At 62.7% G+C, this 19,967-nt stretch carries 15 protein-coding genes; 10 read left to right on the top strand and 5 right to left on the bottom strand.

The window, feature by feature from the left end; all coding sequences use genetic code 11:
* Positions 1-42: 42 nt before the first annotated feature.
* Genes H5J25_RS00310 through H5J25_RS00295 form a run of 4 tightly spaced genes read left to right on the top strand, consistent with a single transcriptional unit; the run spans position 43 to position 6,571 of the window.
* Entirely contained in the window at positions 43-930 is an 888-nt protein-coding gene (locus H5J25_RS00310; RefSeq protein ID WP_225883243.1) for a transketolase, read from the top strand.
* On the top strand, positions 927-1,883 hold the full coding sequence (locus tag H5J25_RS00305; protein WP_202093717.1) for a transketolase family protein: 957 nt from the start codon (positions 927-929) through the stop codon (positions 1,881-1,883). The genes H5J25_RS00310 and H5J25_RS00305 overlap by 4 nt, the downstream gene beginning before the upstream one ends.
* Complete coding sequence (locus H5J25_RS00300) at positions 1,883-3,445, top strand: FGGY family carbohydrate kinase (RefSeq protein WP_202093716.1); 1,563 nt, start codon at positions 1,883-1,885, stop codon at positions 3,443-3,445. Before H5J25_RS00305 ends, H5J25_RS00300 begins: the two co-directional genes overlap by 1 nt.
* Before the next feature lie 27 nt (positions 3,446-3,472).
* The gene (locus H5J25_RS00295) at positions 3,473-6,571 is read left to right on the top strand and encodes a TonB-dependent receptor plug domain-containing protein (protein ID WP_202093715.1); all 3,099 of its coding nucleotides are present in this window, start codon (positions 3,473-3,475) and stop codon (positions 6,569-6,571) included.
* Positions 6,572-6,806: 235 nt separating this feature from the next.
* Here H5J25_RS00295 and H5J25_RS00290 read toward each other — a convergent pair whose 3' ends face one another.
* Positions 6,807-7,760: an IS110 family RNA-guided transposase gene (locus tag H5J25_RS00290; RefSeq protein ID WP_202090443.1), complete on the bottom strand. Its 954-nt coding sequence runs from the start codon at positions 7,758-7,760 to the stop codon at positions 6,807-6,809.
* Between the two features lie 412 nt (positions 7,761-8,172).
* On the bottom strand, positions 8,173-9,447 hold the full coding sequence (locus H5J25_RS00285) for an MFS transporter (protein WP_202093714.1): 1,275 nt from the start codon (positions 9,445-9,447) through the stop codon (positions 8,173-8,175).
* Positions 9,448-9,594: 147 nt separating this feature from the next.
* Between H5J25_RS00285 and H5J25_RS00280 the strand changes: the two genes are divergently transcribed.
* Positions 9,595-11,169, top strand: a complete 1,575-nt coding sequence (locus tag H5J25_RS00280; RefSeq protein ID WP_225883242.1) for a DUF5060 domain-containing protein — start codon at positions 9,595-9,597, stop codon at positions 11,167-11,169.
* A gap of 83 nt (positions 11,170-11,252) precedes the next feature.
* Positions 11,253-12,554, top strand: a complete 1,302-nt coding sequence (gene ribB, locus H5J25_RS00275; RefSeq protein WP_202093713.1) for a 3,4-dihydroxy-2-butanone-4-phosphate synthase — start codon at positions 11,253-11,255, stop codon at positions 12,552-12,554.
* 860 nt (positions 12,555-13,414) lie between these two features.
* Here ribB and H5J25_RS00270 read toward each other — a convergent pair.
* Positions 13,415-14,403 (bottom strand): IS630 family transposase gene (locus tag H5J25_RS00270; protein ID WP_404829556.1). Its coding sequence is split into 2 segments (ribosomal slippage): positions 13,415-13,948 and positions 13,951-14,403, totalling 987 coding nucleotides; the frame shifts between segments, so codons are not numbered across the junction.
* A gap of 632 nt (positions 14,404-15,035) precedes the next feature.
* Here H5J25_RS00270 and H5J25_RS00260 point away from each other — a divergent pair.
* Together H5J25_RS00260 and H5J25_RS00255 are read left to right on the top strand one after the other, a co-directional pair.
* Positions 15,036-15,767 (top strand): zinc ribbon domain-containing protein, encoded by a 732-nt coding sequence (locus H5J25_RS00260; protein WP_202095833.1) that lies wholly within the window; start codon positions 15,036-15,038, stop codon positions 15,765-15,767.
* A 190-nt stretch (positions 15,768-15,957) separates the two neighbouring features.
* Positions 15,958-17,205, top strand: coding sequence for a tyrosine-type recombinase/integrase (locus H5J25_RS00255; RefSeq protein WP_202093712.1), 1,248 nt, complete (start codon positions 15,958-15,960; stop codon positions 17,203-17,205).
* 139 nt (positions 17,206-17,344) lie between these two features.
* On the opposite strand, the gene H5J25_RS00250 is transcribed toward H5J25_RS00255, so the two are convergent.
* The gene (locus H5J25_RS00250) at positions 17,345-17,791 is read right to left on the bottom strand and encodes a hypothetical protein (RefSeq protein WP_202093711.1); all 447 of its coding nucleotides are present in this window, start codon (positions 17,789-17,791) and stop codon (positions 17,345-17,347) included.
* A complete protein-coding gene (locus tag H5J25_RS00245; protein WP_202093710.1) occupies positions 17,792-18,583 on the bottom strand; it encodes a trypsin-like peptidase domain-containing protein in 792 nt (263 codons plus the stop codon).
* A 194-nt stretch (positions 18,584-18,777) separates the two neighbouring features.
* Between H5J25_RS00245 and H5J25_RS00240 the strand changes: the two genes are divergently transcribed.
* Together H5J25_RS00240 and H5J25_RS00235 are read left to right on the top strand one after the other, a co-directional pair.
* Complete coding sequence (locus H5J25_RS00240) at positions 18,778-19,143, top strand: HEPN-associated N-terminal domain-containing protein (RefSeq protein WP_202093709.1); 366 nt, start codon at positions 18,778-18,780, stop codon at positions 19,141-19,143.
* Positions 19,083-19,964 carry an RES domain-containing protein gene (locus tag H5J25_RS00235; protein ID WP_202093708.1) on the top strand — a complete coding sequence of 294 codons (882 nt, stop codon included), beginning with the start codon at positions 19,083-19,085 and terminating at the stop codon, positions 19,962-19,964. The genes H5J25_RS00240 and H5J25_RS00235 overlap by 61 nt, the downstream gene beginning before the upstream one ends.
* Positions 19,965-19,967: the final 3 nt, after the last annotated feature.

Below are 19,967 nucleotides of genomic sequence, written 5' to 3'. Positions count from 1 at the left end.
TTGGCAGGTCGCGAGTTACGGATTTTGCAGGAGAGGCAAAATATGTCGAAATCGCAGGGTTCTATCGCGCCCGCTGCACATGGTGAAACGCAACGGGACCGAACGCTGCGCGTCGCGCATGTCCGGGAACGGGCGAACTGGATGCGCCGCCGCCTGCTCGGCATGATCCTCGCCGCGGGCCAGGGGCATCCGGGCGGCGATCTCTCGGCGACGGACGTGGTCGCAACGCTGTATTTCGACGTCCTTCGTATCGACCCTACCCAGCCCGACGCGCCGGATCGCGACCGCTTCGTGATGAGCAAGGGGCATTGCACCGGCGCGCTATATTCAGCGCTGGCGGGCGCCGGCTTCTTTCCGGAGGCCGATCTCGACACGTATCTCAAGCCGGAATCTAAGCTCAACGGCCACCCCAACCGCACCTATCTCGCCGGGGTCGAAACGAACACCGGGCCGCTGGGCCACGGCTTTCCGGTTGCCGTGGGTATCGCGATCGCGGGTCAGATCGACGATGCCGACTACCGCGTCTACGCTCTGACCGGGGACGGCGAGTTGCAGGAAGGCAGCATGTGGGAAGCCGCGATGCTCGCCGGGCATCGCAAGCTCGGCAAGCTGACCGTCATCGTCGATCGCAACCGCCTGCAACAGGGTGCGCGAACCGAAGAGACCAACTCGCTCGAGCCGCTGGCCGATAAATGGCGCGCATTCGGTTGGGACGTGGTCGAACTGGACGGGCATGATCACGCTGCGCTGATCGACGCGTTCGATGCCGCCACAGCGCCGCGCGACAAGCCGCGCGTGATCATCGCCAACACCTTCAAGGGCCACGGCGTCAGCTATATGCGCGACCAGGCCGGCTGGCATCACGGCGTGCCGAGCGCAGATCAATACGCCCTCGCGATCGGTGAACTCGAAGCGGAGATGCAGTCGTGAGCGCCGCTGCCGCCCCGATCGGCCTGTTCGACTGCCGCGACGCTTATGTCCGCACTGTCGAGGCACTCGCCGCGGACGACGACCGGATCGTCGCAGTGGTCAACGATTCCGTTGGGTCTTCCAAACTCGGCGCGTTCCAGAAACGCTTTCCCAACCGGCTGGTGAATGTCGGCATCGCCGAACAGAATATGGTCAGCGTCGGCGCGGGTCTCGCCAATGGCGGCAAGATTCCGTTCGTCAGCGGCGCCGCCTGCTTTCTCACGGCGCGCGCGATGGAGCAGATCAAGGTCGATTGCGCCTATAGCGAAGCCAATGTGAAGCTGTGCGGCATCTCCAGCGGTGTCGCTTACGGCGAACTCGGCGCGACGCATCACAGCATCGAGGATGTCGCGTGGCTCCGCGCGATCGACAAGATGACGATCATCGTCCCGTCCGATCCGTGGGAAACGGCGGAAGCGATCAAGGCTGCTGCCGCGCATGACGGCCCGATGTTCGTCCGTATCAGCCGCATGCCGGTGCCGGAACTTCCTCGCACCGATCCGGTGTTCCGGATCGGGCGTGGCGAAGTCCTGCACGATGGCAGCGATATTGCGATCATCGCCAACGGTACCACCGTGCATCACGCGCTCGCCGCGGCGAAGACGCTCGCAACCGAAGGTATCGCCGCCCGCGTGATCAACATGGCGACCGTCGCACCGCTGGACGAGGCGCTGGTTGCCGCCGCCGCCGCGACCGGCGCGATCGTCACGGTCGAGGAAGGGCTGTCCAAGGGCGGCCTTGGTGGCGCGGTGGCGGAATATTGCGCGGCACATGCGCCCGTGCGGATGCGCATCCTCGGCTTTCCCGGCTTCGCACCGACCGGCTCCGCCGCCTGGCTGATGGAGCATTTCGGGCTTACCGCTCCCGGCATCGCCACGGCGGCGCGTGAGTTGCTCGGTACCGTAAAGGCTTGATGATGGGCTCGGCCATCCTCGCGATCGATCAGGGTACCAGCAATACCAAGACCCTGCTTGTCGCGCCGGATGGCTCGATCCTGTTCACGCGCGCGCAGGCGATGGAAATCGCCTATCCAAAGCCCGGTTGGGTCGAACAATCGGCAACCGATATCTGGAACACGGTCGTGGCGCTCATCGCCGGGGTGGCAGAGGCCGGGATGACCGCGTCCGTTGCTGCACTCGCCATCTCCAACCAGCGCGAGACGGTCGTCCTGTGGGACGCGGCGAGCGGTGAGCCGATCGGCCCCGCGATCGTGTGGCAATGCGGGCGATCCGCCGACCGTTGCGCCGCGTTGCGCGCGGCCGGTCATGCGGATGACATCATCGCGCGTAGCGGTCTTGCCGTCGATCCGATGTTCGGCGCGGGCAAGATCGCCTGGCTGCTCGACTCCGTCCCCGAAGCCCGTGATCGCGCCGCGCGGGGCGAACTACGCTGTGGCACGATCGATACATGGCTGGTGTGGAAGCTGACCGGCGGCGCGGTTCATGCGACCGACCACAGTAACGCCTCACGCACGCAACTGCTCAATCTAGATACGCTCGACTGGGACCCCGAGCTTGCCCGCATGTTCGATGTACCCTTGTCGATCCTGCCCGGAATCCGCGCGTCCGACGCAGGGTTCGGATCGCTCGCCGCCGGCGCAACCGCCCTGCCCGCCGGCATCCCGATCCAGGCCGTGCTCGGCGACAGCCATGCCGCCCTGTTCGAACATGCGGCAACCGGTGCTGCGGTAAAGGCGACGATCGGTACCGGCAGTTCGCTGATGGCGACCACGCCAGCGCGGGTGCATTCCGCACACGGCCTGTCGAGCACGATCGCGTGGAGCCGCGGCGACCGGGTCCAGCACGCGATCGAGGGAAACATCTCGGTGTCCGGCCATGCCGCTGCCTTCGCCGCCGAGATGCTTGGTCTTTCCGACGGCGACGCGCTGACGAAGCTCGCCACCACCGTCGACGACTCGGGCGGCGTAGTGTTCGTTCCCGCACTTGCCGGGCTTGGCGCGCCGCACTGGTCGAGCGACGCCCGCGGCAGCATTTCAGGACTGACGCTCGCCTCAAGGCCCGCGCACGTCGCCCGCGCCGCGCTGGAAGCCATCGCGCTGCAGATCGGCGATGTGTTCGATGCGATCGAGGCTGACCTCGGCACGCACTTTACCGACGTATCGGTCGATGGCGGCGCAGCGCGCAACGATATGCTCGTGCAACTCGTCGCAGATTTGCTCGACCGCACCGTCCTGCGTCCGCACATCGCAGAAGCCAGCGCGCTTGGTGTGGCCCGTCTCGCTGCCGACGCGCTCGGCCTCCGGTCCTCCGGCACGCCGACGCCGACCGACCGCTTCGAACCGAACATGCCCGCCAGCCGGCGCCACGCGATCCGTCACCACTGGCACGATGCCGTGGCACGCGCGACTGGCCCGGCCCGGCCGGCCGGAACGGCACACGCCCAATCGCAACGACAAGGGGGGCATTCGACCCTCCGGACGGACCCGCCTCGCCGTGAAGGCGCGACGACCAAATAATCAGTTCAGGAAGAGGGAAAGAAGATAATGACGAACACCGCACGGAATAGCCGCGCACTGAAGGGCTTGCTTCTTACCGGCGCAAGCGCCGTCACGCTGCTGATCGGCGCGCCTGCCTACGCGCAGGATGCCGCATCGCAAACGACGACCACGCCCGGCGCCACGCCGACCGATCCCGCGACCAACCTTCAGGACAGGACGCAGTCCGCACCGTCGGATACGGAAGAAGCCATTGTCGTCACCGGCAGCCGGATCAAGAGCCCCACCGTCACCTCGCCCTCGCCGCTTCAGGGCATCACGTCCGAGGATATCGCGCGCACCGGCCGCACCAACGTCCAGGAAATCCTGCAGACCAACCCGACCTTCGGCGCACCGGGCCAGTCCCGCACGGTGTCCAACTATAACGCGCTGTTTGCCGGTCTCTCGACCGTGAACCTCCGCAACCTGGGGGCAAACCGCACGCTCGTGCTGATCGACGGCCGCCGCGTCGTCGCCGGCGTCCCCGGCACGGCGCAAGTCGATCTGTCGATGATCCCGAGTTCGTTCGTCGATCGCATCGACGTGCTGACCGGCGGCGCCTCGGCGGTCTACGGTTCGGACGCGATCGCCGGTGTCGTCAACTTCATCTACAAGAAGAAGTTCGACGGCCTGCTGCTCAACGCGCAGGGCGGCGTCTCGCAGGATGGCGATGACGGGCAATATTCCACGAACTTGACGATCGGCCACAATTTCGACGACGGCCGCGGCAACGTGATGGTCTATGCCGGGTACGAGAAGGAGAACGGCGTCAGGTCCGTTGATCGCTTCCGCAGCTCGACCGACCAGACCAGCATCGGCGCGCTCCAGCGCAGCAACAACCGCACCGACGCGAACCTGACCGCGGCGCAAAACCTGTTCCGCGCACAGGCCAATCTGTCGTCCGTCGTCCCCGCCAGCACGTTCAATGCCGGCACCGCTACGACGCCGTACATCGTCGACGCCAACGGTACCGTCCGCCCGTTCGTCGGCGCGACCGACGGCTTCAACCGCACGCCGTACGATGCGATCGCCGTACCGGTCGAACGCCGCCTGTTCGCCGCACGCGCGAATTACGAAGTTGCCGACACCGTGAACGTCTTCATGGAAGGCAATTACGGCAATACCAAAGCCCGCTCGCAGCTGGAGCCCTCGCCTCTCGTCGCGACGGGCACGCTCGGCATCTTCCGCCAGGGCAATGGCCGCTACAATATCGAACAGGTCTTCGCCAATCCGAACAATCCCGCTCAGTCGCAACTTGTGGTCAACCCGCTCGTCCCGACGGGACTGTACAACGTCGCCACGGATACCAATGGCGACGGTTTCCGCGACGTCGCGGTGTCCCGTCGCCTGCTCGAGTTCGGCCCGCGCATCGGCCTGTTCGATCGCACGCAGTTTCGCGCGGTTATCGGTCTGGAAGGCGAGATCGCGAACAAGTGGAACTGGGAAGTCTCGTACAATTACGGCAAGACTTCGGCCTCCAGCACGTTTGGCGGCCTGATCAACCAGGATCGCGTGATCCAGGCGTTGAACGTCGTTCCCGACATTTACGACCTTAACAATAACGGCAACCGTTCGGAAGCGATCTGCGCCGGCGCCGAAGCCCGTGCACAAGGTTGCGTTCCCTACGACGTATACGGCGCGGGCAAGGTTTCGCCCGCCGCGCTCAGCTATCTCGGCGCCACGTCGACGCGCGACGCCAGCCAGACGCTGAACGTCGTCGCCGCGAACATCTCCGGCGCGCTGTTCAAACTGCCCGCCGGCGACGTGCAGATCGCGCTCGGCGCCGAATATCGCCGCGAGAGCAGCAAGGAGACGTTCGATCCGCTGTCGCAGGTCGCGCGCAATTCCTACATCCAGCAGACCAACACGTCGGGCCGCTTCGACGTCAAGGAAGCGTATGGCGAAATCATCGTTCCGCTTTTGAGCGATACGCCGTTCTTCCAGCAACTGAACATTCGCGGGGCCGGCCGGGTATCGGATTATTCGACCGTCGGTACGTTCGTCGCCTATAATGCCGGCCTTGAATGGAGCCCGGTTCGCGACTTGCGACTGCGCGCCGTCTACGCGCATGCCGTCCGCGCACCGAACATCGGGGAACTGTTTGCCGCCCCGACCGCAACCGTCAGCTCGGTCAACGATCCGTGCGCGGGCGTGACGGCGACGACGACCGGTACCACGAGCACCGTCTGCCGCGCCAATGCCGGTGTGCAGGCGAATATCGCGCAGAACGGCGTGTTCACGCTCAACCAGTCGGATCTTCAGGGCGTCGGCGGGCTGAACATCAGCAACCCGAACATCCAGCAGGAAACGGCGCGCACCTACACGCTGGGCGCGGTGCTCAACCCGGTGTCGATCCGCGCGTTGCGCAACCTCACGCTGACGGTGGATTACTACAACATCAAGCTGGACGACGCGATCAGCTCCACCGGTCGCGACTTCATCCTCCAGCAATGCTATCTGAACAACGACCCGCAATTCTGCTCGCTGATCTCACGGCGCACGGTCGCCTCGGGGCCATATAGCGCAGGTTCGATCCAGCAGGTGGATACGCAGCTGATCAACAGCGGCGGCGCCTTCACCAAGGGTATCGATGCGACCTTCTCCTACCGCCAGAATCTCGCGGACTGGGGGCTCGGCAACGGCATCGCCAACCTGTCCTTCGCCTATACGCACCTGATCAAGCAGTATCTCATTCCGCTGGCAGGCGCCGCGATCGACCGGTCGGATGGGGAGATCAACAATCCGAACGACCGCTTCCAGGCGTCGCTCAGCGCCGATATCGGGGCGTTCGGCTTCACCCTGAACGGCCAGTATATCGGTGCATCGTATCTCGACGACCAGTATCGCGCGCGCTTCCTGCTGGCCGATGGATCGTTGCCGGACAAGAAATTGTTCCGCATCGGCGCCAAGTTCTACACCGATGCGCAGGTCCGCTTCAACGTCGCGCAGAAGTTCGAATTCTTCGTCGGCGCGAACAATCTGCTCAACACCCAGCCGCCGCCCATCATCACCGGTCTGACGGGCAGCGTGACGGGCACCGAAACGGCGGCCGGGACATACGATCCCATTGGACGCCGCTTCTATTCGGGCTTCCGCCTGAAGCTTTGATCTCACGATCTCCCCCTTGGGGCGGCCTTCTGGCCGCCCCTTTTTTTGTCCGGCGAGGATGGCGGGTGCAGCGTCACCGCGGCGGGAGATCGAAGTGGCGGTCGGGCCACTTTCCAACGATTGGTTCGGGCATAGCCGAGCGACGGGCTGCGCGCTGCCGAGCCGTTTATGGCAACGCTAGAGCAGGATGACGTAAGGTCGGTCCATCTCTACCGTTCGTCCTGAGCAACTGTGTTCACGCGGTGCGATATTCGGTATTGTTTTTGACCATCGCGTTGAGGGTTACGAGCAGTTTTCGCATTGTGGCGACGATGGCAAGCTTGAAGGGTTTGCCGGCCTCTCGCAGGCGGTTGGTGGTAGCGGCGAGTTGCCCCTTGCCCGAGCGCGCGATGCTGAGCGCGGCCAGATAGAGACAACGCCTGATGCTGGGCCTGCCGCCCGAGCATCGCCCCGGCCGGCTGGTCTTGCCGCTTTGGCGATCGAAGGGGGCGAGGCCAGCAAGCGCTGCGACCTGTCGACTGGAGAGGCGTCCGAGTTCTGGCATGCGTGCCAGCAGGCATGCGGCAACGACCGGCCCGACGCCGGGTGCTGTGCGGAGCAGGGCTTCGCGAGCGGCCAGATCGGGCGAGGCGGCGATGACGCTGGCAATGGCTTTTTCGATGCGCAGAACCAGGGCCTTGAGCCGTGCGACCTGCGCGACGACGAGGCGGCGCATGGCGGGATCGGCGATGCTCTCCAACTGATTGCCGAACTGGACCGCCTGGGCGACGGCAAGATCGCGCATGCGGACATGCTCGGCCAGCCTCACGGCCTCGGGATCATGGACATAGGGCGTCAGTTCGGGATGCAGTGCTGCCAGACACCGCGCGATGACGGCCGCATCGAGTGGGTCGGTTTTCGCGAGTTGTCGCTCGGCACGGGCGAAACTGCGCACGCGTGCCGGATCGAGGAGATAGGCTGTAACGTCCATCCGATCGAGCAGGATGGCGAGCTTGCGCTCGTAACCGCCCGATGCCTCGAAGCCGATCCGCAGGCACGCCGTACCGGCAAGCCGGACAAGCTTGCGGCCGAGTGCGGCAATGCCGGTCTTGGTATTGGGTACCCGCCAGAGCATTCCTGCCGGATGAGCGTGGATAACGAGTTCGTCCTTGGCAACATCGATGCCGACAAAGAGGTCGGAGTGTGACATGATCCGGTCTCCCAAGCTTGTCATGCGGGGTCCGTAAGCACGGCCCCAGGCAACTGTCCGGGGTTTGGGAAGACGGATGTGGCCCTGCTCAGGAACGGTCTTTGTCGACCGGCTTGTCGAACGGCCTCACATCCGCCGCCTGAGCCGGGTGGCCACCCGGCTCAGGCACCTTGCCGATTACACCATTCCAGACAGACAAGCTTGTCGAAGGGCGGGTAGCGCAGGACAGGTGCTTCGACAGGCTCAGCACGAACGGGTCTTTAACGTCATCGCACTCTAGAACATACGGGCTGCAGTTGTCGGGAGTAGAGGGGCACATCGTCAGCCCTTCAAAGACAGAACCTTGCGGGTAGGCCGCAAATCGCCCGTCATCCAGCCGCAGCCGGAGGGCGGCCCCGGAAACGGCCGCGCCTTAGGCGTTGGCGCGGAGGTTGGCCTCGAGTTCCTCCAGCGATTTGCCCTCGTTGCGCGGAGCGAACAGCACGCCGATGACCCCGCTGATGACCAGGAAGCCCGTCAGGATCCACGCCAGCGTCTGGAAACCGGTCGCGGTCAGCACCGGCACGAAGAACGACCAGAAGCCGAGCGAGACCCGGACCATCGCAAACATGAACCCCTGCGCCGTGCTGCGCAGCAGCGTCGGGAACATCTCCGAACTCCACAGCTGGAAGAAGCATTGCGCACCGAAACCTTGCCCGAACGCCATCAGGAAAATGTGCAGCAGCGCGACCGGCAACGTCATTGGCAGCACCGCGAACAGCGCCATGCCGACCACTTGGATCAGCGCGGAGATGCCGAACAACAGCCGCTGATTGACCTTGTCCGACACCTTCATGAACACGAAATAGATCGACGCCATACCGATGCCGAAGCTCAACATCGTCAGGGCCACCGACATGAACTGCGTCTGCGCACCGACCGTGCGCAGGATATAGGGCAGGAAAAATCCATTCGTGCCCGCCCATAGGTTCCAGAACACGTACATTCCCGTCAGGAACGCCATCGATCCGATATGCTGCCGCGTGAAAAGGTCACGGAACCGCCCCTTGTCCGGCTGCGCACCGCTTTTCTTCGCTGCCTGCGCATCCAGCCAATATTGCGATTCGTGCATGCTCGATCGCAGGAATGTGAGCGCGATGGCCAGAATCGCGAGATGCGCGAACACGATCCGCGCACCGAGCAAACCGAGCGGTGCCAGCACGAGGAACAACGCCAGCACGACGACGGGCCCGAGATACCAGAGTACCTGCGCGACGCCGCTATGCTTGCCGCGCTCGCCCTTCGGCGCGATCTCCGCGATCAGCGACCACGAGGCGGGAATATCGGCACCGACTGCAAGCCCGACAAGGAAGAAGCCGAGTAGCACCATCCAGGCGTTCATCGCGAAGACCAGCCACAGCATGCCGAACGCGTAGAACAGCATGTCATATTGGTAGATACGCTTGCGGCCGAACAGGTCGCACAACCGGCCGCCGATCAGCGCGCCGACACCGGCCGAGATCGCGTTGGGGCCGAGCGCACCGATCGTACCGACCAGACTGTTGCTCATCTTGTACGCTTCGGTCCACAGGGCCAGCGCCGCCCCTCCGGCGACGATCGAGCCGGCGTCGATATAATTGGCCAGGCCTGCCAGGATGGTGTTCTTCCAGTCTTCGCGCGAACTGCCCGACGTGGCGACACTCGTCATAAGATTCCTCTCCGGCCGATGCTGACCGCCCATGCCGCCCGGAAGAGCTTGGCTGAGCGTGTATATCATAGTACTATTTCCCTGCGTAAAGCGAACCGCGTGATCCGGCAAGCAGTGCTGATGCGGGAAATTAAGGGAGATGATGCCGTGGTCGTTTCACGACGCAACATGTTGAAAGGTGCGATCGTTCTGGGCGGTGCGGCAGCAACGCCCGCGCTTGCCGCCGGTCGGGACCGTACGGAGCGTTGGGGTGTGCATGAGATCGTCCTGAGCGGGCCGTCTACCGGCAATCCGATCGACGACGTCACGGTCTCTGCGGCATTCGAGCGGGACGGAAACCGGTTGGTCGTGCCGGGCTTTTACGATGGCGATGGCACGTACCGCATCCGCTTCAGCCCGCCCGATGTCGGCCAGTGGACGTGGAAGACCAGCAGTAGCAGCGCCGCCTTGAACGGACGGTCAGGCGCGTTCCAGTGCGTCGCACCAAGCTCCGGCAATCACGGCCCGGTTCGCGTCACGGCGGATGGCTATCACTTCGCTTATGCCGACGGCACGCCGTTCCGCCAGATCGGGACGACCTGCTATTCCTGGGCGCTCCAGTCCGATGCGATGTGCGCACAGACGCTGGCGACGCTGCGCACCGCGCCGTTCAACAAGATGCGCATGTGCGTCTTCCCCAACGTTCCGTCGGTCGCGACCAACCCCTTCGTCAAGACCGGACCGGGGCTGCACGACTGGGATCCCAAACGCATCGACCCCGCCTTTTTTCGGCGTTTCGAGGATCGTATCGTGCGCCTCGGCGCATTGGGGATCGAGGCCGATATTATCCTCTACCACCCCTATGACGAAAAGCGCGGCTATTCGGACATGAGCCGTGCGGATGACGAGCGCTATCTACGGTATGTCGCGGCACGCTTCGGCGCGTTCCGCAACGTCTGGTGGTCGATGGGCAACGAATATGATGCCATCAAAACCAAGACGGTGGCCGACTGGGATCATTTGTTCGGCGTGCTGCAAGCCGCGGACCCGCATGATCGGCTGCGCTCGATTCATCAGATCATTGTCTATTACGATCACCGCAAACCGTGGATCACGCATGCCAGCGTGCAGAATGGCAGCGCGGTGACGGACGACGTTCCCGCGCAGCTACACCGTAGCTTTGCGCTCAAGCCAGTCATCTTCGACGAGGTGCTGTACGAGGGCAATTCGGACAAGCGCTGGGGCCGGCTCGACAGCCAGGGGCTGGTTGATCGCTTCTGGCACGGCCTGATCGGCGGCACCTATGTCGGCCATAGCGAGACGTTCAACCCCGATCGCAACGCTGATTTTTCCTGGCTTGGCCAAGGCGGAAAACTGGTCGGCACCAGCGCCCCGCGCCTCGCTTTCCTGCGCAAGATCATGGAAGCGGGCCCTACGCCCGGTATCGAACCGATCCAGACTTGGTGGGGCTATCATCTGGGCGGAAAGGAATTCGAATATTATCTGCGCTACTTCGGCGCGGACCAACCGACGGAATGGGCCGTGAACTTGCCCGGGCGGGACAAGGATCCCCGCAACACATACCGCGCCGACATCATCGACACCTGGAACATGACGGTAACGCCGGTCGAGGGCACCTTCCGCATGGCGAAGCGCGATGCCTATGAGTTTCACGATCCTGACCGTCCGACGATCAAACTTCCCGGCAAAAAGTGGACCGCAGTACGTCTGGTCAAAGTGTGAGCGGCACTGGTTCATACAGAGCGCAGGACAGTGATGTGATTCTCACTCTTGAAAATCACATCGCAGTGTGACTATTGAAGGGAATGAGCACACAATTGATCACAAAGCTGCGCGCATTGGTCACCGAAGGTGGCATGTCGCGCTCGGGATTGGCACGCGCGGCGGGGCTTCACGCCAACACCCTGCGCGATCTGGAACAGCCGGACTGGAACCCCACCGCCGATACGCTGCGCAAGCTCGAAACGTTCATCTTCTCGAACGACGATACGCCGTCCTTGGTCCCGATCGAGGAGATCATCGACGAAGCCCGGAATGGTCGCATGGTCATTCTGGTCGATGACGAAGGTCGCGAGAACGAGGGGGATCTGCTGATCCCGGCACAGATGGCGACCCCCGATGCGATCAATTTCATGGCGACGCATGGCCGGGGGCTGATCTGCCTCGCCATGACCAAGGACAGGATCGACACGCTCGGGCTCGAACCGATGAGTTCCGCGAACGGCACGCGGCACCAGACTGCATTCACGACCTCGATCGAGGCGCGTACCGGTGTGGATACCGGCATCTCCGCGGCGGATCGTGCGCGCACCATCTCGGTCGCGATCGATGCGTCGATGACGCGTGACGACATCGTTACACCGGGTCATGTCTTTCCGCTTGTCGCGCGGGACGGCGGCGTGCTCGTCCGCGCCGGTCATACCGAGGCTGCGGTCGATGTCGCGCGGCTCGCCGGTCTCAATCCGTCCGGTGTGATCTGTGAGATCATGCGCGACGACGGCACGATGGCGCGGCTCGACGATCTCGTCGCCTTCGCCCGGCTGCACAACATCAAGATCGGTACGATCCGCGACCTAATAGCGTATCGCCGCCGCCACGATCATCTCGTCGAAAAGCGCGCGGAGATGGTGTTCGACAGCAAATGGGGTGGCGATTGGCGCGCCATGACCTTCTTCAACAAGGCGAGCGGAGACGAGACGATCGCCCTCGTTAAAGGCCGGATAGACCCCACCAAGCCGACCCTCGTCCGCATGCACACCGCCTCGTTTTTCGTCGATATGTTCGGCGAACAGAATGAACGCGCCGGCCTGCTCTCGCGCTCGATGGAATTGATCGCGGAAGCCGGCACCGGCGTGATCGTCGTCATCAATCGCGCAATGAAGGACAGCACATCCCGCTTCATCCGACTGCGCAGCGAGGGCAAGACCGCCGGCGCGCCCGAGATCGAGGAATTGCGGGATTATGGCGTTGGCGCCCAGATCCTGGCCGAACTCGGCGTCGAGGAAATGGTCCTGCTCACCAACACGCATCACACGCTCGTCGGGCTTGAGGGTTATGGCTTGTCGATCGTCGGTGAAAAGCCGATCCCCGGCACCGGCGGCGAATAAGCATTGGAAGGGGGCACCAGCGCCCCCTTCCCCTCACGATCCTGTCGCGTCGAAGCGCGCAGCCAGAATACCTACCCGTATAGGTGAGGTCGAAATCCACGGCTCGCTTGCCCAATCGTCTTTTTCCGCTGTGTCTGCGCCCGAGCGTCGAGGGGATACGTCGCGCACGGCCGCCCCCGCTTTTGCGCACGTGGAACCGTCATTCTAAAAGCAATGGTCGCACCGATCCACCCGAAAGCCATGCCGGTCATGCTCGACGATCAGGATGACGATCTATGGCTAAACGCTTCGCGGTAAGACGCCCAAAAGCGAGTCGCATCGTATCCGTAGCAATTGATGAGCGCGACCCCTTAGCAATCGTTAATCCGGGCTTTACGACGTTACATTCACTAGATCTCGGCCAACTCTTGAAATATTAGTCCTTCAATGATATTCCGAGGTTCAGATGACGGAGCATCATCTCAGCTGAAGCTACATCGTTGATGAAAGTGGACGCATTCCCCGCCAAAAATGTCGGCAAGGTCCCAATAGGTCTTCCTTGTTCCGTGCTACGATGGAGGTCCGGATACCCGATCACCTCCGCACGTCTCCATACCGTCGGAAACCACGTTAATCACCTGCTCACCTGTAACAGATGATGCGCCAAGCGTGTTGCGTGCAGCAGTAAGGCCAGCCGCGAGCGGGGTCCCACCGACGGCACGCACACTGGATAACGCTCCGTGCAAGTGCGCACGATCTACCGACATCGGGGCGAGCATGTACCCTGGGATACCCATAGTGATGTTCACTCGCTGACCACGCTTCTGGTGACTACGTCTCTGACCCAAACCCAGACGTTTGCAGACTAGAGCGTTTTCTGATCAGCCTGCATCGTAACCAGCGGCTGCGAAGTAGTTCGAGCATTCCTGGGGCGAGTAGAGGTCGACGATACGGCCGATGGTATTCCAAAGGCCGTGAATGGTCCGCTCGGCCGCCTTTCGCAGGTGTGCCTTCAGTTTTGAGAAGGCCATCTCGATAGGGTTGAAATCGGGGCTGTAGGGCGGAAGGAACAGGAGCCGGGCACCTGCGGCTTCGATGGCGGCGCGCACGGCCGGCGCCTTATGGCTGGACAGGTTGTCCATGATGACGACGTTGCCGGGTGAGAGTTCGGGCACCAGCACGCGGGTCACGTAGGTGGTGAAGGCATCGCCGTTCATCGGCCCGTCGAGGACCCAGGGCGCGATCATGCCAGTACGGCTCAGGCCGGCAACGAAGGTGGTAGTTTTCCAGTGCCCGTGCGGCACGCCGGCCCGCAATCGTTCGCCGCGTGGCGCCCTGCCATAGCGACGCGCCATGTTCGTCGATGCCGCCTCACTATCCATGATCCCCCGGATCATGGATTCAACGCTCGTCTCTCATCGATGAAGATGAGCTGCCCGGGATCGAGATCGAGCTGGCCGTCGAACCATTCCTCGCGCCGCTTCAGGATGTCGGGGCGATCCTGCTCGGTCGCGTGCGCTGTCTTTTTTTTGCGCGTGATCCCGCGCCGCGCGAAGAACCGCCATATCGTGCCGAGTGCGACCTCGGTGCCGTGATCGGCCAGAAGCGCCTGCAACTCGACCAGGGTGATGTCGGGCGTCGCCTTGTAAGCCTCCAGGATCAACCCGGCATGCGCCTCGATCCTCATCGAACGTCGATCGCCACCCCGCTGCCGTGGCGCCGGCGTCCCATGCTGGTTTGCAAGCTGCTGCCACCGGACGGCGCTCGCGGCGCTGACACCGAACCGTACCGCCGCTTGTCGACGCGACAGACCACCCGCGATCGCGGCCACAACCCTATCACGAAGATCTGCCGATAATGCTCGCGCCATCCATGCCAGCCTCCTCCACCGGCATGAAACCTGAATCAGAAAATTGCGGCGACGGGAATCTCGTTTGATTCAGCCAGGTGAGAAACCGCTCTAAGGCCCGCATTGATCTTTGCATCAATGCCAGCCTTGCGGATAAAACCGTCATGGAACGTTTCGAGCTGGATTTTCGCACCGCCGAAGATCGGAACTCCTCCGATCTCAGGGCAGACACTTCGGTATCGACGCGGGCGTTGGTCAGAACATCGATGTTCCTACGTAGACATCTTGAAATGGATCGCCACCACAAAGAAAGATCACGTGGGTTTGAAGACACGAACGCCGGCAGGTAATGGTTGATGCAGCCAGAAAGCGGTTCCGGCTTTCTCGTCCTGACGACGCTATCGCGGTCCTGGTGCACGACCACGCCTTGTGGTTCGCGTGACCATGCATAAAATAATTCGCCTTACCCATCCGCCGATACGAAAAGCCCGCCACGGTGCCGGGCATGGCGCGTCGATCAACATATACGGCTTCCAGTTCTCCGGCCCCTGCCGACGAGATGGACGGCTATGCGCTGGTTCGACTTGTTCGGCTGCTGGCTCGACAAGCGGCGGCGGAGCATTATCGCGCTTATCTTTTAGACGACGCCCCACCTGCTGTCCGGGCTGATCCGCTGCAGCTGCTGTGGTTCGGCCTACACGATCTCGGGGAAGGACTATTACCGCTGTGCCGGCCAGAAGGAGCGTGGCACTTGCACCAACACGGTGTCGGTGCGCAAAGCCCAATTGGAAACGGCGACCCTCGGCATCCTCCAGCATCATCTGCTGATCGAGGACCACGCCCGGCTGTTTGCAGACGAGTTCACCCGCGAAATGGGGCGGCTTGCGAGCACCACGGTGCTGCAAGACCAGAGTGCCATCGAACGCTTGGCCATAGTCGCCCGTGAAATCGACAATTTGGCAGCCAACATGCTGGCAGCCGTGGCGAGTCCTACCCTGCTGAAGCTCTTGGCAGAGCGCGAGTCCGAGAAAGCCCGGCTCGAGGGACAGCTGCAGCTGAAGGCACCCACGACGGTCGTGCCATCAGCGACGATCCTGCCGCACCCGGCGCTGCTGCAACTCTTCGAGGAGAAGGTCGGTCGGTTGCGCGAAACATTGGACGCTGAGACGGTCCGCGGCGAAGCGGCCGAGATACTGTCGACGCCCATCGAGAGTGTGACGATCTACCCGGATGGCGAGCATGGTCCCGAGGCAGAGGTGGTGGCAAAGGTCGATGATCTGCTCACCTGGGCCACAAACGACAACGCCACCCCGAGGGGCGGCGATAGTAGTTCTATGGTGCTGGTTGCGGGGACAGGATTTGAACCTGTGACCTTCAGGTTATGAGTGATGTAGAGTTTACTACGCTCTATTACGCGACGCCTCCTTTGTCTTCGCTATTACAGGTCCTTAGCTTGACTATGAGCGGCGATAACCGCTCCTAGACTACACCGGCCTACGCACCGTTACTACGCACCCTGCTACCGGTGTGCGTCCTGAAAACGGATTCCACCTTCGGCCGGTATCGGAGGCGAACTTGACCAAGTTGACGAAGGCAATCGTAGACACCACCCTCACCTATCACAAAGAGTACCTCTGGGATGACGAAGTAAAGAACTTCGGCATGAGATTTCTAGCGTCCGGGCGGCGTAAATGGGTCTACCGCTACCGAAACCAAGCTAGGCTCTGGCGCTATCTGTCGCTGGGTGAGGTAGGCGTGTTGACGGTTACGATCGCCCGCGACCAAGCACGGATCGCGGCGGCGAAGGTGCAGATGGGTGGCGATCCGGCCGCCGAGCGAGAAGCAAAGCGAAAAGCAATATCGGTTCAAGAGCTCGCAGCGATATTTGAAAACTCGCACGTGGCCCTGCAGTTGAAGGCCTCCTCTGCCGCTGAGTACCGTCGCGCGCTGAAGCTCTACGTTCTTCCAGTGATCGGTACCAAGAAGGTCGGAGAGGTCACACGCCAGGACATTTCCTGCCTCCATCGTGATCTCGCCCACAAGCCGACGCAAGCGAACCGAACCATCGAGGTAATCTCGAAAATGTTCAGCCTAGCAGAGGAATGGGGCTACCGCCCAGAGGGCACGAACCCTCGTAAGGGCGTCAAGAAGTACCCAGAGACGAAGCGTGAGCGCTTTTTAAGCGAGGCTGAGCTGGCCCGCGTTGGTGAGGTGTTGGTGGAGATGGAGTGCGAGCGCATCGAGATGCCCGCTGCGATCACGGCCGTCCGCCTGCTGATGTTGACTGGCTGCCGACTGAACGAGATTATGAAGCTGAAGTGGCAGTACGTGGACTTTAGGCTCGGGCTGCTTCGGCTGCCAGATTCGAAGACCGGGGCGAAGGATGTGCCGGTTGCTCCCGAGGTGCTAGACGTCCTTCAGAACGTACCACGTCTCGATAACAACCCGTGGGTCCTCACCGGCAAGCTGGAGGGAGGCCGGCTGACGGATTTGCAGCCCTTTTGGCAGCGCGTGCGCCAGCGAGCGGGGTTAAGCGATGCACGCATCCATGATCTGCGCCACACCTTTGCCTCGGTTGCGGCGACCAATGGCATGTCTCTTCTCACGATCGGCAAGATCCTCGGCCACAAGAGCGAGCAGACGACGAAGCGTTATGCGCACCTTGATCGCGGCACCCTGCGCGAGGCCGCAGGGCAGATCGCTTCTTCAATCGCGCGCAGCATGGCAACACCTGTCGTTGTCGAGCCTATGATGCCCGTCACAAATCGATGCCAGTGGTCCCCGATTGTTGATGGGACCAACGGCCCTCACAAACCATCATAGCAGCTTGGCCTTGAAGCCCGGTTGCGCCGCACTCCCTTCGCTCACCTCATAGGCCCCTTGTGGTGGAAAACGGAATGGCCGCTTTGGAGCGGCAAACCCGCGTAAGCGGCCCTTCGTTCAGGCTCAGCTGTTCGGCAGCTTAGCGCCCCATAATCGGCCATTCGAACCACTTCGATGGGCACCTTAGAGCGGACATGAGATCTCGCTTTCGAAAGGCGTAGGCGAGCAACTGGTCATGATCCCAGGGGATGCCGAACAATGCCTGGGTGGTCTCGCCGTCGATCCAGGCGACGCTCTTCTGTCCCGCGGCGAGGGCGCGGTGCCGTTTCTTGTTCTTGTCCAGGCGCCGAGGGACCGCATGTTCGAGCATCGGTTTCGACAGCAGATGATTGCCGCCAAATGGCAGCACGGTCGCGAGATAATATTCGAGCGCTGACTTGGCGTTGTTGCAGGGCGCGCACGCCGCGACCTGCGGGATCGCGCCCCGGTGCGTCTCGGGCAGGAAGCTGCGGGCAATAACATGATCGGCGGTCGCGCCCGGATCGCCGCCATAGGCGCACGTTGCCGACTTGAACCGTTTGCCCACCTAGCTGTCCGCAGCATCGCTGCCGCCGATCTCGGGCGTGAGGCGGACGAGCATCGAGCGTACATAGGACCAGCTCTTTGCTCTGAAGTATCCGGCGCTCGGCCGGTAGGTCGACTGGACGCCGACCAGCGTGAGGCATTGCGCTGCGGTCCAGAAGCGCATGCCGTCCGGTTCGCGATATTCCCAGATCGCCGCACCGCTGCAGCCGGGCAAGGTCGGCACGTCGCGCGTGACCCCGTCGATGGTCTCGCCGCTCGTCTCGTAGTGGAAGAAGAGGTCGAGATCGGGGTGGACCGGCCTGTCTACCTGGGGTGGCACCGCGTCGAGGCGATTGGTGTGGAGTGACAGAAGTGTGCTGCCCAGCAGGCCGCCGACGCGCTTGCTTTTCACCGACGGATAGCCGGCCATGACGAAGTGCCCGGTCGGCGACGCAGTCGCGACATGGTCGGACGGCAGCACCGACCAGCTCGCCCGCGCACGCGCGATGGCGGGCGGATGCTTCAGCTCGACGATGGCAATGTCGATCGCCGCCGTGTCGGCGCGGTATAGCTCGTACGGACCGATGCCATAAAGCTGGGTCGTGTTGCTGCTTGGGATGACAAGATCTTCGGGCTTGTGGTCGTCGAAAAGGTGACGCGCGGTCACGAGCAGCAGGCGACCGTCAAGGTCGAACAGTGTGCCGGTGCCGATCTGATCAACGAGTTCGGGGCCAGTTTCGAACAGGATCGGCACGGTAACGGTGGCCGCAAAGCGCTCGACCGCCAGCATGATGTGCCGATCTTCTTCCGTCATAACGTTGTGCCCATCTGATTGTTGCCGCCGAGTGGGTTTCTTGGCCCGTTCGTACCATGGGCCAAATCTTGTGCGGCTGGAATATCGATTGCGGCGACGGTGCTGGGGCGCTGGAGAGAGACGTTTCGCGCAGCGGTGGATGACTTACCGAGTGGTCGATCCTATCTCCGGTCAGTGGTTTCTCGGGAGGCGGCATGGGCATCGTCAAGGCATGGATGATGGAGATGGAGGAGCGCGGCTATGGCGAGTCCGACGACCATGTCTGTGCGTCATGCGTCACCGACGGGTTCCTGGCCCAGTGGATCGGCGACCATGCCGGGGCCAATGCTTGCAGCTTTTGCGCCGCCGTCTCCGATCAGCCGATCGCGGCACCGTTCGAGGATTTCACGGCCGTCGTGCTCGGCGGGCTTGGGTTCGATTGGAATGAGCCGACCAACGAGGGGATCATGTATATCGCGCGCGAAGGGGGTGGCAGGCGCCGCTGTCGACCACCTCCGACGTGCTCTATGATGCCGGCTTCTCCGAGAATGATGACATGCTCGAAGCGCTCGCTGACATGATCGAGTGCGAAGCGTGGGTCGAACGCGAATTCTACCGGGGGACCGACAGCCAGCGTCTCACCGGGGGCTGGGACAGCTTCAAGGCCTTCACCAAGAACCACACCCGGTACTTCTTTTTGCAATCGGGCGAAGACGACTATGACGAGCTTACGCCGGGTGATGTGCTTGGTTCGGTCGCGGACATGATCCTCACGAAGCTCGCCGATGAAGGGCTGATCAAGCCGATCCCCGGCGAGACCGACCTGATCCGCATCCGTGTCGATGACGCGCGCCAGCACGCCGCGACCGCGATCGGCACGCCCAAGCCCGAACATGCGCGTCAGTCAAACCGCATGAGCCCCGCCGGTATCCCGATGTTCTACGGCGCGTTCGATGCCGCGACGGCACATGCCGAAACTATCGATCCCGACGCGCATGCCGGAAAGGTGCTGTCGGTCGGGACGTTCCGGCCGGTTCGCGACTTGGTCCTGCTCGATCTTGCGGAGCTTCCGGTCGTGCCGAGCGTGTTCGACCTCGATCGCCAGGCGCTGATCCATCCGCTGCGGTTCCTTCACGCCTTTGCGACCGACATCTCGCAGCCGATCGCGCGCGATGGCCGCGAGCACATCGAATATGTCCCGACCCAGATCGTCACCGAGTATTTCCGGCGGCTGTTCCGCGCGGCGGACGGGAAAAGTCTCGACGGCATCATCTATCGCAGCGCCAAACAGGCCGGGGCCAAGGCGTTCGTGCTCTTCTGCGAGAACGAACAATGCATCGATCTCGACGCGCCGCAGGAGGACGCGTCGCTGCTTCGCCTGATCTCGGTCGAACATCAGTAAGGC

The organism is Sphingomonas aliaeris, from assembly GCF_016743815.1.
In the GTDB taxonomy this organism is placed as follows: domain Bacteria; phylum Pseudomonadota; class Alphaproteobacteria; order Sphingomonadales; family Sphingomonadaceae; genus Sphingomonas; species Sphingomonas aliaeris.
Note: the sequence above shows the minus strand (reverse complement) of the source record. Positions and strands in the feature narration are given on the sequence as shown.

Bases quoted from the DNA above. Each gene is read 5' to 3' on its own strand.
- H5J25_RS00245 (WP_202093710.1), bottom strand. From the start codon at position 18,583: ATGACGGAAGAAGATCGGCACATCATGCTGGCGGTCGAGCGCTTTGCG.
- H5J25_RS00290 (WP_202090443.1), bottom strand. From the start codon at position 7,760: ATGTCACACTCCGACCTCTTTGTCGGCATCGATGTTGCCAAGGACGAA.
- H5J25_RS00285 (WP_202093714.1), bottom strand. From the start codon at position 9,447: ATGACGAGTGTCGCCACGTCGGGCAGTTCGCGCGAAGACTGGAAGAAC.
- H5J25_RS00240 (WP_202093709.1), top strand. From the start codon at position 18,778: ATGGGCATCGTCAAGGCATGGATGATGGAGATGGAGGAGCGCGGCTAT.
- ribB (WP_202093713.1), top strand. From the start codon at position 11,253: ATGAGCACACAATTGATCACAAAGCTGCGCGCATTGGTCACCGAAGGT.
- H5J25_RS00310 (WP_225883243.1), top strand. From the start codon at position 43: ATGTCGAAATCGCAGGGTTCTATCGCGCCCGCTGCACATGGTGAAACG.
- H5J25_RS00300 (WP_202093716.1), top strand. From the start codon at position 1,883: ATGATGGGCTCGGCCATCCTCGCGATCGATCAGGGTACCAGCAATACC.
- H5J25_RS00295 (WP_202093715.1), top strand. From the start codon at position 3,473: ATGACGAACACCGCACGGAATAGCCGCGCACTGAAGGGCTTGCTTCTT.